The following is a 13,151-nucleotide window of genomic DNA, read 5'->3' on the forward strand; positions in this document are numbered from 1 at the left end:
GGTTTGCGGAAACGAATCCCTGTGGAATAATACTGGCTACTTATACAGGTATTCCGGCCATCAGGGCCAAAGTCGAACACGTGAGGGTTTCAATGGACGACAACAAGAAGCGCGCCTTGGCTGCGGCCCTGGGTCAGATCGAACGCCAGTTTGGCAAGGGCGCAGTCATGCGCATGGGCGATCACGAACGCCAGGGCATCCCGTCAATCTCCACCGGCTCGCTGGGCCTGGACATCGCCCTTGGCATTGGCGGCCTGCCCAAAGGCCGTATCGTCGAGATCTACGGCCCGGAATCGTCGGGTAAAACCACGCTGACCCTGTCGGTCATCGCCGAAGCGCAAAAAAGCGGCGCCACCTGCGCCTTCGTTGACGCCGAGCACGCCCTCGACCCCGAGTACGCCGGCAAGCTGGGCGTCAACGTCGATGACTTGCTGGTTTCGCAGCCCGACACCGGCGAACAGGCCCTGGAAATCACCGACATGCTGGTGCGTTCCAACGCGGTTGACGTGATCATCGTCGACTCCGTGGCAGCACTGGTACCCAAGGCCGAAATCGAAGGCGAAATGGGCGACATGCACGTCGGCCTGCAAGCCCGCCTGATGTCCCAGGCCCTGCGCAAGATCACCGGTAACATCAAGAACGCCAACTGCCTGGTTATCTTCATCAACCAGATTCGTATGAAAATCGGCGTAATGTTCGGCAGCCCGGAAACCACCACCGGTGGTAACGCGCTGAAGTTCTACGCTTCGGTACGCCTCGACATCCGCCGCACTGGCGCGGTCAAGGAAGGTGACGAAGTGGTGGGTAGCGAAACCCGCGTCAAAGTCGTCAAGAACAAGGTTTCGCCACCGTTCCGTCAGGCTGAATTCCAGATTCTCTACGGCAAGGGTATCTACCGCAACGGTGAAGTCATCGACCTGGGTGTTGCCCACGGGTTCATTGAAAAAGCCGGTGCCTGGTACAGCTACCAAGGCAACAAGATCGGCCAGGGCAAGGCGAACTCTGCCAAGTTCCTGCAAGAAAACCCGGCTATTGGCGCAGAGATCGAGAAGATGATTCGGGACAAGCTGCTGACCACCGGCGCTGCTGCCGCTGCTGGTAAAGCCGCGGCTGCCCAGGCTGATGCCAGCGACCTGGCTGACGCCGAAGCCGGTGTCTGATCTGCCCCATGTCCGCCGTACTCGACACCCCCGTCGCCGTTCGGCGGACAGCCATGGACCTGCTCGCACGCCGCGAGCATGGTCGGGTCGAGCTGACGCGCAAGCTGCGCCAGCGCGGCGCTACGGATGAGCTGATCGAGCCTGCGCTTGATCGGCTTTCCGAAGAAGGGTTGCTCAGCGAAGCCCGTTATCTGGAAAGCTTCATACGCTACCGTTCCAACGCAGGTTATGGCCCCGCGCGTATCCGCGAGGAGCTAGGCCAGCGGGGGCTCGAACGTGGCGATGTGGAGCAGGCGCTACGTGAAAGTGGCGTGGATTGGGGCGAGCGGCTTCAGGATGTCTGGCAACGCAAATACGCCGGGCTACGCCCTCAGGACCCGCGCAGCCGCGCACAACAAACACGTTTTCTCGCCTACCGTGGGTTCTCCATGGAAATGATCGGCCGGCTACTCAACGGCCGAGATTTGGACGATTACTGATCGATGCCCTGCATCGCAGGCCTTCAATGGCCTGTGGTGCAGGGCATTTTGCGTTTAGCTGACTTTCAAGGGCTGGTGGGCGCGCTGGGCGGTTTGCACAGGCAGTGGCTTGGCCCAGTTTTCCGGCAGGTTGATGAAATCCACCAGTTCGCGCAGGCGCCCCTGATTGCGGCCACTGAAGGCGAATGCCAGCCGCGTCAGGTGGCTGAAGTCGTCTCTTTCGTGTTCGGCCCCGGTGTCCGGCTGCTGCTGGAAGTGGCCGCTCAGGCACAAGTCGGCAAACTGTTCGCCAATTGCGCACAGCGCTGCCTCGCTCAAGGGGTGATGCATGCGGATCACGAACTTGTCCTTCAGCCAGCGGCTGGAGTGGTAGTTGCGGTAGAACTGCTCGATCTCGGCCACCGCCTCTTCGGCGCTGTACACCAGGTGCATGAGTTTCAGGTCGCTGGGCAAGATGTAGCGGTTTTCTTCGAGCTGACGGCGAATGAAGTCCAGCGCTTCACGCCAGAAACTGCCGCCCGGCGAGTCGAGCAGCACCACTGGCACCAGCGGGCTTTTGCCGGTCTGGATCAGCGTCAATACCTCCAGCGCTTCGTCCAGGGTGCCGAAGCCGCCCGGGCACAGTACCAAGGCGTCGGCTTCCTTGACGAAGAACAGCTTGCGAATGAAGAAAAAGTGGAACGGCAGCAGCTTGTCGGTACCGTCCACCGTGGCATTGGCATGCTGCTCGAAGGGCAGGGTGATGTTGAAGCCCAGGCTGTTGTCGCTGCCGGCGCCTTCGTGGGCCGCGGCCATGATGCCGCCGCCGGCACCGGTAATGACCATCAATTCAGCCTGCGCCAATTGTGCGCCCAGCTCACGGGCCAGTGCATACATTGGGTGTTCGACAGGCGTGCGCGCAGAACCAAAAACCGTGACCTTGCGCCGGCCTTTGTAGTGCTCGAGGGTACGGAAGGCGTGGTCCAGTTCACGCAGGGCCTGCAAGGTGATCTTGGCGTTCCAGCGGTTGCCGTCATCGTGTGCCATGCGCAGCACGGTAAGCACCATGTCGCGGTAAAGCGGCAAGTTAGGGCTGTTGGGGGCGACCAGTTGCAGTTGTTCGTCGACCTTGCTCAGGTCGATGCCATGTTCCTGAAAGTGGTTGAACAATCGTTCGTTCGGTAGGTAGGGCATTCAACGTCTCCTTGGGCAACGAAACCTGTTACCGGGCCGATGGCGTGGCCCGGCAGCGACTTCCATGCGTCGCAGGCTGCCTTGCGCTCAAGTATGCACACTGAGCATTGCAGAAGGCCTTCAAGGCCGCGTTGCAGAAGTAAAGTCCATCCATTTCTGTGTTTTTGTCACCGCGCAATTGCCCATGCGCTTGTGTTCAATCTAGACGTTCGACACGCGCCGTGCCGAGGATTCTGGCCTTTGGTCGGTTCGGATCCAATTATCGCCAGACTTTGATTTACTGAATACAGAAATGCCCGCTACGCGGAGGTGGCGCCATGCATCGCTTGGTAATCGAGGTAGACGCGCAGCTGTTCAGCCAGCTGGCAAGGGCTGCCAAGGCTGGGCATATCACGGTTGAGGCGGAGTGCCTGCGGCGGCTGCAAGGGGCAGAGCGGCACTCGCGGTATCTACAGGCGTTGCTTGCAGATTTACGCGCCGATGAGCAGCAACGGCGCGCAAGTTCCAGCGATCAGGTGGCGTGAATCACTTCTTCTTGTTGCCCGATACACAACTGGCAGCGTCGAAGGCCTGGTCCATGATCGGCTGGTTGGTCTTGTAGACAGTGAAGCGATAGACCAGCACCGCGCCTTTGGACATCAGCTGGCGGTAACCGTTGTTGCGGCACACGCTGTCGCCCAGCTGGCTACGGACTTGCTGAGGGTTGGCCAGCATGCGCTCTGCATGGCTCTGACGTACGCTCAGGTGGTTGACCAAGGCCTTGCCCTTCTCAACGGTATAACCCTGGTCAAGGATGTCTTCATTGATGGCACGCGGGGTGCCAATGCTGCTTTCCTTGGCGACTTTCTGCAGCACCTGGGTCAGCTCGTACTCCTGCTTGGAGGCGGCTTGTGCGGCCAGCGGCAGAGCGAGCAGCAGGCTCAGGGTCGGGGCGATAACACGCAGCATGAATCTCTCCTGGTTCGATAACTGGCGCTTTGACCGGCACCTGCAGCCGGCGTTCCATGAAACCCTTGGGTTCCGTGGCCGCCAAAGCCTGTGATTATAAAGGAGCAGCGGCTTGCCCTGCACGGCAAAACAGTTGCGCTCTGGTAGACTTGCGCTTTGTTTTTGCCGAGTTGTCGCCGTGCCCGTCTCCTCCTCCAGCCAAGGCCTGCAGCCATGAGCCACGCAGTCTCGCGCCTGCGCGCCGAGCGCCTGGCCCGCAGCGTCAAGCCTTTCATCGCCCGTGGCTCTCGCGCCGAGCGCTGCCCTGAATGCCGGGTGATTGCCACTCACTGCCTGTGCGCCTGGAAACCCAGGGTGCAGGCCAACGCTGGCATGTGCCTGCTGATGCACGACACCGAGCCGTTGAAGCCGACTAACACCGGCTGGCTGATTGCCGACCTGATTGAAGACACCTGCGCCTTCGGCTGGCTGCGCACCGCGGTCGACGAGCGCCTGCTGGCCCTGCTCGACGACCCGCAGTGGCAGCCGTATATCGTCTTCCCCGGTGAGTTCGTCGCCCAGGAACGGGTGGTCAACGAGGTGCACGCCGAGCCCGGCAAGCGCCCGCTGTTCATCCTGCTCGATGCCACCTGGACCGAAGCGCGCAAGATGTTTCGCAAGAGCCCCTACCTTGACCGCTTCCCGGTGCTGAGCCTTGAAGCCGAGCAGATGTCGCGCTATCGCCTGCGCCGGTCCAAGCGTGATGACCATTTCTGCACCGCCGAAGTGGCCGCCATGTGCCTGGATCTGGCCGGTGACAACCAGGCTTCGCAGGCACTGGATGCCTACCTGGACGTGTTCAGCCTGCATTACCTCAGTGGCAAGCGCCGCCTGCCGCTGGATGAGCAGGACGAAGTACACCAGCGCCTGCATACCTTCCTATAGTCCAAGGGGCGAGCGCCGCGGATTGGTTCATACTGTCGGGGCTGGCAGCCACAGGGCCAGGGCAACCGGGTAATTGGCTTGACCACCCGGGGTGTGCTCGGCATCCTTGGCGCCGCTTCAGGCACGCTGAAGGCGCGGTACAACCGCTCTGCGCCGTGCCATCCCGGCCGACGGCCCTGCCGTCAGCTTGAGTTGCCCGCCCGGCGCCTCCCGTACCCTGCGCCCGGCACAGAACAGGATCCATAGAGCAAATGGCCACGTACGAAATCCTGATTGCCGATGATCACCCGTTGTTCCGCAGCGCCCTGCGCCAGGCCGTTACCCTGGGCCTTGGGCCGGACGTGCGCCTGGTCGAGGTGGCGAGCATCGCCGAGCTGGAAACCCGGCTCAGCGAAAAAGCCGACTGGGACCTGGTCCTGCTCGATCTGAACATGCCCGGTGCGTACGGTTTCTCGGGGCTGGTGCTGTTGCGCGGGCAGTACCCGCAGATTCCGGTGGTGATGGTCTCGGCGCAGGAAGAAGCAGCAGTGGTGGTCAAGTCGCGCGAGTTTGGCGCCAGCGGTTTCATCCCCAAGTCGAGCGATTTGAGCGTCATCCAGGAAGCGGTCAAGAAGGTGCTGGATGGTGAAGTCTGGTGGCCGCCGCAGGCATTCGAGAAGGTCGATGTGTCCGCTGAGGCCAAGGCCGCCAGCGAAGGCCTGGCCAGCCTCACGCCGCAGCAGTTCCGCGTGCTCACCATGGTTTGCGAAGGTCTGCTGAACAAGCAGATCGCCTATGAGTTGAGCGTCTCGGAGGCCACCATCAAGGCCCACGTTACTGCTATCTTCCGCAAGCTTGGGGTACGTACTCGCACCCAGGCGGCATTGCTGTTGCAACAACTTGAATCGGTTTCGGCCAGCTAAGTTACTGTGCCTTCACGCTTTTTTGACCACGGTTGAACTAGCCTGCTGGCCATTTTTCGGTGAAGTCACTGCACCTATGTCGCCATTCAAAGGCCAGACCGGCCTCAAACGTATTTTCAATGCCGCTGGCTATTCGCTGGACGGCCTGCGCGCAGCGTTCAAGGGCGAGGCGGCGTTTCGCCAGTTGGTGCTGGTCAACGTGCTGCTGATTCCGACGGCCTTCTGGCTGCCGGTCAGCCGCGCCGAGCGGGCGATCCTGATTGCTGTATGTCTGCTGGGGCTGATCGTCGAACTGCTCAACTCGGCAGTCGAAGCGGCCATCGACCGCATCTCGCTTGACCGCCATCCGCTTTCGAAAAACGCCAAGGACATGGGCAGCGCCGCGCAACTGGTGGCCATGAGCATGGTCGCGCTGGTGTGGGGCGTTATCCTGCTGGGTTAGTGCTCAGGCTATGGTCGGCAGCACGATCTCGTCGCTGCGCTGAACGCCTGCGGTAAAGCTTCTGCACAGTTCCAGGAACTCGCGCATCGCCGAGGTCTGGTATTTCTGCTTGTGCCAGATGAAGTAGAACTGCCGCGCCAGGTCCAGTGCCGGGGTTTCCACCGGCACCAGGCTGCCGCGGCGGAACGCATCACGCAGGGCCAGGCGCGAGATGCAACCGATGCCAAGGCCCGATTCCACGGCACGTTTGATTGCCTCGGTATGCTCAAGCTCCAGGCGGATGTTCAGGTTGGCGCGGTGGTGGCGCATGGCCTGGTCGAAGGTCAGCCGAGTGCCAGAGCCCTGTTCGCGAAGAATCCACGCCTCATGGGCCAGTTGCTCGATGTCGGCGTGGCCAACCTTCGCCAGTGGGTGCTGAGGCGCACAGAACACCACCAATTCATCCTCGACCCACGGCTGCACTTCCAGGTTCGGGTGGTTGCAGTCGCCCTCGATCAGACCTAAGTCAATTTCGTAGTGGGCAACTTGTTGCACGATATGTGCTGTATTTTGCACATGCAGCTTCACCTGGCTTTCCGGGTGCAGTTGCATGAAGCTGCCGATGAGCAAGGTTGCCAGGTAGTTGCCGATGGTCAGCGTGGCGCCGACGGCCAGTGAGCCAAAGCCGGACTTGCCGTTGAGCAGGTCCTCGATCTCTTTGGCCTGGTCGAGCAGGGCAACGGCCTGTGGTAGCAATTGGTGGCCCAAGGCGTTGAGGCTCAGGCGCTTGCCGGCACGGTCGAACAGCTGGCAGCTGGACTGGCGCTCAAGTTCAGTGATCGACGTGCTGGCAGCCGACTGCGACAACGCCAGCACCCCTGCGGCTCGAGAGACGCTCTGGTGCTGTGCGACGGCGACAAAGACCTGTAGTTGACGAAGCGTGAATCGCATATCTATATAACCGATAACACATATCTTGATAATTCAGTTAACAGATATTGTCGCTGCCCCTAAACTATCGCGCAACTGCGCGTTTTGCGCGCCGCGTATTTCTTCAGGAGCCACCCTAGATGAGCAACATGAACCACGAACGTGTCCTCAGTGTGCACCACTGGAATGACACCCTGTTCAGCTTCAAGTGCACCCGCGATCCGGGCCTGCGCTTCGAGAACGGTCAGTTCGTGATGATCGGCCTGCAGCAGGAAAGCGGCCGTCCGCTCATGCGTGCCTATTCCATCGCGTCGCCGAACTGGGAAGAGCACCTGGAGTTCTTCAGCATCAAGGTGCCGGACGGTCCGCTGACCTCGCAGCTGCAGCACTTGAAGGAAGGCGACGAGATCATCATCAGCAAAAAGCCTACCGGCACGCTGGTACTCGACGACCTCAACCCAGGCAAGCACCTGTACCTGCTGAGCACCGGCACTGGCCTGGCGCCGTTCATGAGCGTCATCCAGGACCCGGAAACCTACGAGCGCTTCGAAAAAGTCATTCTGGTCCACGGCGTTCGCTACGTGAACGAAGTCGCCTATCGCGAGTTCATCACTGAACACCTGCCGCAGAACGAGTTCTTCGGTGAAGCGGTGCGAGAAAAGCTGATCTACTACCCAACCGTTACTCGCGAACCGTTCGAGAATCAGGGCCGGCTGACTGACCTGATGCGCAGCGGCAAGCTGTTCAGCGACATCGGCCTGCCACCGATCAACCCGCAGGATGACCGTGCGATGATCTGCGGCAGCCCAAGCATGCTCGACGAAACCAGCGAAGTGCTCGACAGCTTCGGCCTGAAAGTGTCGGCGCGTATGCGCGAGCCAGGTGACTACCTGATCGAGCGCGCCTTCGTCGAGAAGTAAGGCGAACGCGGCAAAAAAAACGCAGACCTTGGTCTGCGTTTTTTTATGCCTGCGATGCAGCGGCTCTGGCTCAAGTCTCGCGCACTACTTCCAGCACGCGGATCTGGTCCGGCTGGGGGTAATGCCAGCGCACCTGCACATCCCAGAATTTCACCCCGTAGACCCGCTCCGGTGGTGGCAGTTGGTACGCCGGGCGCGGGTCTTGCGCCAGACACTGCTCGATCAGCTCGACCAGCGGTTCACCCAGGCGCTGCGCATGCGCATGGGCCTGGGGCACGGCATGTTCGTGCCAAAGCACGACAATAGGCGCGGGTGCAGCGTCGGCCATCAGGTTGGTTGCCGTTGCAACGCTGTCGGCGTAGGGCACATATGGCTTGATATCCAGCACCGGCGTGCCGTCGAGCAAGTCGATGCCGGACAGCAACAGCCGGCCCGGCTCGACCCCTTCCAGGCGGACCACTGATTGCCCGATGCCATTGGGCCGGTGGGTCGCGCGGGTGGCGAACACGCCCATGCTCTTGTTGCCGCCCAGGCGCGGGGGGCGCACCTTCAGGCGCGGCTTGTCTTCAAGCGCTTCATGGAACAAAAACAGCAGCCAGACGTGGCTCACCTGTTCCAGGCCAGCCACCGCATCACCCTGGTTGAACGGGGGCAGCAGTTCCAGCACACCGCGGGCGGCTGGCGCCAGCTGTGGCTGGCGAGGGATGGCGAACTTTTCCTTGAAGCAGGAGCGCACGATACCCACCGGCGAAACCGAATGCGGCATCACCACTTAGCCATGTACGCGCAAGGTCAGGCCCTTGAGGAAGTTGCGCAGAAGCTGGTCGCCGCACGGGCGATAGTTGTCATGGCCAGCCTTGCGGAACAGTGCGCTGAGCTCGGGCTTGGAGACCGGGAAGTCGACCGAGTTGAGCACGGCATGCATGTCTTCTTCCTTGAGTTCGAAGGCCACACGCAGCTTTTTCAGGATGCTGTTGTTGGTGACGGGGACTTCGATAGGCTGCGGCGGGCGGCTTTCGTCGCGGCCACGGCGGTGGATCACCAGGCCGTCGAGAAAGTGCGCGATGACGTTGTCCGGGCACTGCACGAAACCGGGTTCTTCTTCCTTTTTAACGTAGCCGGCGATGGCTTGTGCAGTAACTTGCAGGCCAGTCAGGGCAATGATTTCGGCCATTTTCTGGTCGTTGGCCTTGATCATGTAGCGCAGGCTGCGCATGACGTCGTTGTGGTTCATTGAAACAATCCTGTTCGAGCGCCGCGCGTACATGCGCGGCATGTATTTCTAGAAACGTTCGGTAGTCGCCATGAAGCGCCACTGGCCCAGCGGCAGTTTGCCCATGGACACACCGCCAATGCGGATGCGGCGCATGCCCAGCACCTTCAGGCCAGCGGTTTCGCACAGGGCTTCGATTTGCCCCGCTTGCGGGCCTTTCAGCACCATGCGCAGGTGTTGCTCGTTCTGCCAGCTGGCTTTGGCCTTGGGCAGTTCGACGCCTTTGCGCTCGACGCCACGGGCCAGGCGCTCCAGCGCGCCCGGTTTGGCTTCGCCGCTGACTTGAACGATGTATTCCTGTTCGATGCGGCGCAGGTCGGCTTCAACCTTGCGCGTTACCCGCCAGTCCTGGGTGAAGACCTGCAGGCCAGCAGCACCGGGCAGCAGCGGTGCAATGCATTCCTGGCGGACAAAGTGCCCGTGCAGGGCCCGCACACCTTCGCGATGGGCTTCGCTGAGGCTGGCCATGCCGAGGCTGGCCTGGGCAATGCTCAGGGCCTGCCCGGCGGGCTGATTGAGCAGCAGCGTGACCGGCTCGAGGGTGTCGGCCGTGGCGCCTGGCAGCAGCTCGACGCGCTGGGTATCGACCTTGAACTGCGGCTGCTCGACCACCACGCCGTCGACCGTGACCCAGCCCCCTTCGATGTACATTTCGGCCTCTCGGCGCGAACAGCCAAGCTGTTCGATGAGGCGTTTTGACAGACGGATAGGCTCGGACATGGACATTCAGCTTCGCAGTGCAGGGAAAGGCGCCATTGTACCCGGCCCGGCGAGCTTGCGGCGGCCTATCGGTGTCATTTACGTCAATTCGGCAACGGTCCCCAGCAATATCGGATCAAGCCTCATGTCGCTGCAGGAAGCCGGCGCATGTGCAGCAAAGGGTAGGGCTGCCCAAGGCCGTCGGTTTCAGAGCGCCCGATGATTTCAAACCCTTCGTGCAGGTAGAAGCCCAGGGCCTGCTGGTTCTGTTCGTTGACATCCAGGCGTTCGGCGTTCAGCTCGCTCACGGCGTGGCGCAGCAAACGCTGGCCTACCCCTTGGCCGCGCTGCTCGGGTGCCACGAACAGCAGGTCGATACGGCCATTGGCGACCCCGGCAAAGCCCTGTATCCGCCCGTTGCGGTCTTTGCCGCAGACCAGCATCACGGCGTCCAGGTAGCGGCTGAGCACATGATCGCGCAGCAAGACTATATAGGCGTCAGGCAGAAAGTCGTGGGTCGCGCGCACCGAAGCCTCCCAGATGCGTACCAGCTCCGGGTAGTCGGTGTAGCGAGGTGTGTGCAGCGTCAGCGGTGGCTTGCTCAAGGGTGGCTCCTGTGTTGGCCTCTCAAGCAAACATAGATGCAAAAAAATACCCCGCCAGTTGGCGGGGTATTCTCGACGCAGCGCGCTTAGATGGGCTCGGCCCACATGTCGTACTCATCGGCATCGACTACGCGGCAACGCACCTTGTCGCCTGGCTTGAAGCCATGATCGCCGTCGATGAACACGCTGCCGTCGATTTCCGGGGCATCGAAGAAGCTGCGCCCAACCGAGCCTTGTTCTTCGACTTCGTCGATCAGTACTTCGATTTCCTTGCCGATGCGCAGTTGCAGGCGCGCCGTGCTGATCGCCTGCTGGTGAGCCATGAAGCGGTCCCAACGGTCCTGCTTGATGTCATCCGGCACTTCGGCCAGGCCCAGGTCGTTGGCCGGGGCGCCTTCGACCGGCGAGTACTGGAAGCAACCCACGCGATCGAGTTGCGCTTCGCTCAGCCAGTCCAGCAGGTACTGGAAGTCTTCTTCGGTTTCGCCAGGGAAGCCGACGATGAAGGTCGAACGAATCACCAGTTCCGGGCATTGCTCGCGCCAGTTCTTGATACGTGCCAAGGTGCGGTCTTCGAAGGCCGGGCGCTTCATCGACTTGAGCACTTTGGGGCTGGCGTGCTGGAACGGGATGTCCAGGTACGGCAGGATCTTGCCCGCGGCCATCAGTGGGATCACGTCATCGACGTTCGGGTAGGGGTACACATAGTGCAGGCGCACCCAGGCGCCGAGGCTGCTCAGCGCTTCGCACAGTTCGAGCATGCGCGTCTTGACCGGGCGGCCGTTCCAGAAATCGGTCTTGTACTTGACGTCGACGCCGTAGGCGCTGGTGTCCTGGGAGATCACCAGGATTTCCTTGACGCCAGCCTTGACCAGGCGCTCGGCCTCGCTCAGCACTTCGCCCACCGGGCGGCTGACCAGCTTGCCGCGCATCGACGGGATGATGCAGAAGCTGCAGCTGTGGTTGCAGCCTTCGGAAATCTTAAGGTAGGCGTAGTGACGCGGGGTCAGCTTGACGCCTTGCGGCGGCACCAGGTCGATCAGCGGGTTGTGGTCCTGGCGCGGCGGCACCACTTGGTGCACGGCATTGACCACCTGCTCATACTGCTGGGGGCCGGTGACCGACAGCACGCTGGGGTGCACGTCACGGATGCTGCCTTCCTCGACACCCATGCAGCCGGTGACGATGACCTTGCCGTTTTCCTTGATGGCTTCGCCGATCACTTCCAGCGATTCGGCCTTGGCGCTATCGATGAAGCCGCAGGTGTTGACCACCACGACGTCGGCGTCCTCGTAAGTGGGCACGACTTCGTAGCCTTCCATGCGCAGCTGGGTAAGGATGCGCTCGGAATCGACCAGGGCCTTAGGGCACCCAAGCGAAACAAAGCCGACCTTAGGAATGGCGTTGGTGGTGGACATGACTAACCTCGGTATTGAATACAGGCCGCCCGGCCGGTAACGGGGGCGATCCTGGCGGGCGCTTTGCGCGCCTCTGATCAAAAAGTGCGCAATTCTAGCGAGCACGAGGTCGCTTGACCAGCAGAAATACGACGAACGTTGTTTCCCCATCCATGGCGTTGCCCGGCGCCAGTAGGCAACGGCTGGAAACATAACCTTGCGTTTCCAAGCCTTGATAAGCAGGGCGTTGCTGCGCACTGACGTGCAGGTCATTAACGCCTAACGCCGCCGATTGTCGTCCGGCTTCTTCCCGTGCTGCCTTGTGCCGATTAGATCGTCCGCCGCCCCCGTAGGGTCTGCTGCCCAATAATGTTGTCGGTTACACAGTCATAGAGAATGCGACAGCTATCGCCGGGTGGCGCTGGCATCTTGACAGGGCCTCGGCCGATGTCGCCCAGCGCCTTGGCATTCTCCGGGCTGTGCGACGACTTCTGACCGCGCTTTGGCGGTGATGTCGACATCCTGCTACCAGACGGTCAGCCTGCCCCAGATCTGCCGGCGCCGATGGGCGGCCAAGCGGCGGGGATGTTCGGCTTTCCCGAGAAAGGCACCACCGTGGTGGTAGGGTTCGCGTACGGCCTGCCGCACAAGCCTTTTATCCAGCAGATCCTGGCGCACGGCCTGAGCCTGCCCCGGGTGCCGAAAGGTGACCAGGTGTGGCAACAAAGCGAGGCCTGCCAGCAGCGCGTCGACGCGGACGGCAACTGGCTGCGCCAGACCGATGGCAAGATCCAGGACAAGGCGATTGAGCGCGAAGTTGAGGCCCTGGACAACCGCGAGCAGTACCAGAGCCACGCCAGCAACGTGGATGACCATTCCACCGAGTCGGTGGGCGGTACCAAGACGCTCGAGGCGATGGGTGCCCTCAAGCTGCTTTCAGGTGGGGCAGCTAGCCTGGCCGCCATCGATGATCTTAACCAGGCCACGGGCCGGGACTTCAACCTAGTGGTAGGGCAGAAGCTGAACGCGACGATCGGTGGCGACCTGCAGGAGCGGATCGAGGGCTTGCGGGCGAGCGTGGTGGGCGTGAGCCAGCGCTTGCAGGCGCCGAAGACGTGGCTGGGGTCGGAAAGCGTGAACGTGCTGCAGGTGCTGTGCGATCTGCTGGAACTTGTGCACGAGATGAACGTGCAGTTGGCCGCACACACACACGGGCCGACGCCGGTACCGAGCAACGCAAGTGCTTTCACACAAGCTGATACATCGGCATTATTACTTGCTGAAAAGTTAAAGCCGATAACCTCTGAACAGCAGCAATAA

The 13,151-nt window shown here is 61.4% G+C and carries 15 protein-coding genes and 1 pseudogene; 8 read left to right on the top strand and 8 right to left on the bottom strand.

Annotation, left to right across the window (positions count from 1 at the left end):
- The first annotated feature begins 92 nt into the window (after positions 1 to 92).
- Both recA and recX read left to right on the top strand, forming a co-directional pair.
- Entirely contained in the window at positions 93 to 1,160 is a 1,068-nt protein-coding gene (recA, locus tag HU719_RS17870) for a recombinase RecA (RefSeq protein ID WP_186516828.1), read from the top strand.
- A gap of 8 nt (positions 1,161 to 1,168) precedes the next feature.
- On the top strand, positions 1,169 to 1,639 hold the full coding sequence (gene recX / locus HU719_RS17875; RefSeq protein WP_186516830.1) for a recombination regulator RecX: 471 nt from the start codon (positions 1,169 to 1,171) through the stop codon (positions 1,637 to 1,639).
- Positions 1,640 to 1,693: 54 nt separating this feature from the next.
- On the opposite strand, the gene HU719_RS17880 is transcribed toward recX, so the two are convergent.
- Positions 1,694 to 2,812 carry an LOG family protein gene (locus HU719_RS17880; protein ID WP_186534882.1) on the bottom strand — a complete coding sequence of 373 codons (1,119 nt, stop codon included), beginning with the start codon at positions 2,810 to 2,812 and terminating at the stop codon, positions 1,694 to 1,696.
- A gap of 317 nt (positions 2,813 to 3,129) precedes the next feature.
- Between HU719_RS17880 and HU719_RS17885 the strand changes: the two genes are divergently transcribed.
- Positions 3,130 to 3,336, top strand: a complete 207-nt coding sequence (locus HU719_RS17885) for a hypothetical protein (protein WP_186516834.1) — start codon at positions 3,130 to 3,132, stop codon at positions 3,334 to 3,336.
- 1 nt (position 3,337) lies between these two features.
- Here HU719_RS17885 and HU719_RS17890 read toward each other — a convergent pair whose 3' ends face one another.
- Complete coding sequence (locus tag HU719_RS17890; protein ID WP_186516835.1) at positions 3,338 to 3,760, bottom strand: quorum-sensing-regulated virulence factor family protein; 423 nt, start codon at positions 3,758 to 3,760, stop codon at positions 3,338 to 3,340.
- Between the two features lie 213 nt (positions 3,761 to 3,973).
- Between HU719_RS17890 and HU719_RS17895 the strand changes: the two genes are divergently transcribed.
- The 3 genes from HU719_RS17895 to HU719_RS17905 all read left to right on the top strand — a co-directional run bounded on the left by HU719_RS17895 (position 3,974) and on the right by HU719_RS17905 (position 6,028).
- Positions 3,974 to 4,684 carry a tRNA-uridine aminocarboxypropyltransferase gene (locus HU719_RS17895; RefSeq protein ID WP_186516836.1) on the top strand — a complete coding sequence of 237 codons (711 nt, stop codon included), beginning with the start codon at positions 3,974 to 3,976 and terminating at the stop codon, positions 4,682 to 4,684.
- A gap of 251 nt (positions 4,685 to 4,935) precedes the next feature.
- Entirely contained in the window at positions 4,936 to 5,586 is a 651-nt protein-coding gene (gene erdR, locus HU719_RS17900) for a response regulator transcription factor ErdR (protein ID WP_186516837.1), read from the top strand.
- A gap of 76 nt (positions 5,587 to 5,662) precedes the next feature.
- Complete coding sequence (locus HU719_RS17905; RefSeq protein WP_023631044.1) at positions 5,663 to 6,028, top strand: diacylglycerol kinase; 366 nt, start codon at positions 5,663 to 5,665, stop codon at positions 6,026 to 6,028.
- Between the two features lie 3 nt (positions 6,029 to 6,031).
- Here the strand turns inward: HU719_RS17905 and HU719_RS17910 are convergent, their stop codons facing one another.
- Complete coding sequence (locus HU719_RS17910; RefSeq protein ID WP_186516838.1) at positions 6,032 to 6,958, bottom strand: LysR family transcriptional regulator; 927 nt, start codon at positions 6,956 to 6,958, stop codon at positions 6,032 to 6,034.
- A gap of 119 nt (positions 6,959 to 7,077) precedes the next feature.
- On the opposite strand from HU719_RS17910, the gene fpr reads away from it, so the two are divergent.
- Positions 7,078 to 7,857 carry a ferredoxin-NADP reductase gene (gene fpr, locus HU719_RS17915; protein ID WP_138218473.1) on the top strand — a complete coding sequence of 260 codons (780 nt, stop codon included), beginning with the start codon at positions 7,078 to 7,080 and terminating at the stop codon, positions 7,855 to 7,857.
- Positions 7,858 to 7,927: 70 nt separating this feature from the next.
- Here fpr and tsaA read toward each other — a convergent pair whose 3' ends face one another.
- The 5 genes from tsaA to rimO form a co-directional block, all read right to left on the bottom strand.
- Entirely contained in the window at positions 7,928 to 8,623 is a 696-nt protein-coding gene (gene tsaA, locus HU719_RS17920; protein WP_186516839.1) for a tRNA (N6-threonylcarbamoyladenosine(37)-N6)-methyltransferase TrmO, read from the bottom strand.
- Positions 8,624 to 8,629: 6 nt separating this feature from the next.
- Positions 8,630 to 9,091: a YehS family protein gene (locus HU719_RS17925; RefSeq protein WP_186534883.1), complete on the bottom strand. Its 462-nt coding sequence runs from the start codon at positions 9,089 to 9,091 to the stop codon at positions 8,630 to 8,632.
- Between the two features lie 48 nt (positions 9,092 to 9,139).
- Positions 9,140 to 9,850 carry an rRNA pseudouridine synthase gene (locus tag HU719_RS17930; RefSeq protein WP_186534884.1) on the bottom strand — a complete coding sequence of 237 codons (711 nt, stop codon included), beginning with the start codon at positions 9,848 to 9,850 and terminating at the stop codon, positions 9,140 to 9,142.
- A 122-nt stretch (positions 9,851 to 9,972) separates the two neighbouring features.
- A complete protein-coding gene (locus HU719_RS17935; RefSeq protein ID WP_186516843.1) occupies positions 9,973 to 10,434 on the bottom strand; it encodes a GNAT family N-acetyltransferase in 462 nt (153 codons plus the stop codon).
- Positions 10,435 to 10,520: 86 nt separating this feature from the next.
- Positions 10,521 to 11,852, bottom strand: a complete 1,332-nt coding sequence (gene rimO / locus HU719_RS17940; protein WP_186534885.1) for a 30S ribosomal protein S12 methylthiotransferase RimO — start codon at positions 11,850 to 11,852, stop codon at positions 10,521 to 10,523.
- 438 nt (positions 11,853 to 12,290) lie between these two features.
- Between rimO and HU719_RS17945 the strand changes: the two are divergent.
- A pseudogene (locus HU719_RS17945) lies at positions 12,291 to 13,151 on the top strand (hypothetical protein); the annotation flags it as partial.

It is taken from the genome of Pseudomonas farsensis, from assembly GCF_014268805.2.
Classification (GTDB): Bacteria; Pseudomonadota; Gammaproteobacteria; order Pseudomonadales; family Pseudomonadaceae; genus Aquipseudomonas; species Aquipseudomonas farsensis.